The sequence below is a fragment of the Williamsia sp. genome (genome assembly GCF_036566845.1).
In the GTDB taxonomy this organism is placed as follows: Bacteria; Actinomycetota; Actinomycetes; order Mycobacteriales; family Mycobacteriaceae; genus Williamsia.
This window is the reverse complement of sequence record NZ_DATCVM010000281.1, coordinates 1-2,474: the sequence shown is the minus strand read 5'-3', so window position 1 is coordinate 2,474 and position 2,474 is coordinate 1. Positions and strand designations below refer to the sequence as shown.

Sequence of the window (2,474 nt, the reverse complement as noted above, 5' to 3'; positions counted from 1 at the left end):
CTGTCCCGAGTAGTGCTGACACCTTGTCGCGCCCGTCGGGAACAACTGGTGACGCAGCCATTGCTGCGGCGGGAGCACCAACATCGAACAGCGCATCGGACTGCGGTGACACCTTGGGCGCAACCGTTTTCTTTCGCTTCGGCACAACGGCCGGTGCAGCGGTGACCGGAGTCTGTAAGGCAATTGTTGTGCGGCTCGGTTCCCACCAGGCGGGTACCGGGGAAGGAGACACCTCAAGGCCAAGGTGTGGCGGTACGGCACCGTTGACGAGAATCGAGATGGGAATGACCGCTTCGGCAAGCGTGGCGCCGCCGTGGTAGCCGGCCTTCATCCCGGTGTACCGCAGTTGCTCGTCCACCGCGAGGACCGCGCTGTGGCTGTCAGTGAGTACACGCGGGCCCTCGACCAGGACCTCGTCAATTGGCACGGAGGCTGCATCGGCGCCCGCTGCGAGACGGTATCGAGCCGAAACCTGCTGACCGCGCTGCACACTCGGCTGCTCACGACGTTCGACGACATGACCGTGGTCGCTGACAAGGACGATGGTCCGACCGACTGCTGCCGCAGCAGACAAGAGTGCATCGAGATGCTTGAAACCCGCCGTGGTCCAAGTGGTGCCGATCGGATCGGACCGATCGAGGGCGTCATCGATGTCATTGAGGACACAGGCAATGACGGGGTGGTCTTGTGTGTTTTCGACAGCGGTACGGACGTCCTGTGCAAGCGCGTTGCCGCGAGAGACTGCTTCGAGATCAGCTTTGTGGAAGAGCACCTGACCCGCACCGCGCAATGCGTGTGATTGCAGCCACGAGGCAAATCCTCGGCGTTCCTCAGACTGCCCGCCACGCTGGAGTGCGCCGGATAGCAGTGTGCAGCGGGAGAATTCGGTAACGGTCGGCAGGGCAGCGAGAGCTGCAGTGTTCGGTTCCTCGGAGACTAGGGTGCATTCTTGCCATTGGGGGCGATAGCGACGGAGTGCGTCGGCAACAACCTCGTTGGCTGCGGTGGCACCCATTCCGTCGGCGATGACGAGCAGTACCGGAGATCGAGTGGCCGTGCTGAGCGCGCTGGCGCCCGGCGCAGCAACAGTGAGCGGCAGGACCACACGGTCGAGGATGTCCTCGATGTACATCGGGGCGCCGGGGCCGTTCAGGTGATGAGTGCCGCTGGACGAGACCAGAGTCGCGAACTGTCGGTCTTGCTCTCCGCGACGGGCGCGCACAGTCGTGATGATCCGATGTGCCGCCGCCGCGAGGATCGGGTCGTCGGCACCGACAAAGGCGTCGTTGACGGCCCCGTCCACCCAAGACAATTCGCTGCGGTAGTACGTCAGCCACCCGGCGAGTGTCGACGGTCGTTGGGCATCGCGGCGCGTCCACCGCAGAAGCCGGAGGGTAGCGGCGCCTACCCGGACGTCGCGTGGTGCGTCGGGGGAGTCCACGCGCGATTCACGATGTGCGACTACGTCAGCCCACGCGTTTTCCACTGCCGTGAGATCTGGGTTCTCTTCGGCAGCAGCAAGAGCTGCTGCGAATCGGGCGATGCGAGGCGGGCGCGCGGACGACAGGACGTCCGATCGACCAACTAACGAGGTCGCCTGCAAACGGACCACCAGTTGCTCGGCTCGGCGCAGGACATCATCCGGAACGTCGGCGCCGGTAACAGCGAGGGCTGCCGTATTGCCCCAGGCGGAGAGCTGCTGCTCTGTCAAAGTGTGGTGACCGAGCTCGACTTCGAGGAGCGTACGCACTTTGACGGTCACGTCGATCGACGTGGGGAAGGTGGCGGATGCGGCGGCGGAATCGTCGATCAGCGCGGCGACAAGTCCGAGGGGAACCAGTTGCGCGGGTCCACTGGTGCGCCACACGATCGTCATTGAGCGACCGAGGGGGCCGAGGGTGCGTTCGAGCCAGAGATAGAACTGTTCGACCAAGACCGGCGCGGTCCGGTCACGCCACGCTGAAAACTCTTTGGTCCGTTCGGTATTCATTGACCACAGAGACACATGATGAGGAGTGACCTCGCTGGCAGTCAGCCCGAAATTACGTTGGGCGAGGGCCCCGAACAGGTGGTCGTTGGTCAGGACACCACCCGGGGCGGGCGGCACCGAATCACCAAGTTCGCGCAACGCGGAGCGGGCGGCGTCGTTGTCGAGGGAGAGCAGATTGAACTCTTGTCGGTTTGCCCGGAACTTCTCTCTTAGCGCGGGCCATGGATCCAGATTGGACAGCCGGCCCGAGACCAAATGATCGACAACTCCAGCGGGCAGTTCGGCCGACTCCCGATCTGTCAGGATCACAACCCAATCGAAGTGGTGTCGCTCGGTCAGCGCGTCACGAATCGCGAGCACACTCGGACCAACTCGGATCTTCACGCTCTGGCCGTCGAGCTGGAAGGCGTCGGCACCAGACCACACGGGCGCCGCGGCGAGCGCAATAACCCCGCGGCGATGCCGGCTTGCACGGAACTGACCG

Annotated in this window: 1 protein-coding gene; it reads right to left on the bottom strand. The window is 64.1% G+C overall.

The window, feature by feature from the left end; genetic code table 11:
* Window positions 1-2,416, bottom strand: a 2,416-nt coding sequence (gene pglZ, locus VIQ49_RS27395) for a BREX-2 system phosphatase PglZ (protein WP_331890078.1), incomplete at its 3' end; no start/stop codon positions are given.
* Between the last annotated feature and the right edge of the window lie 58 nt (window positions 2,417-2,474).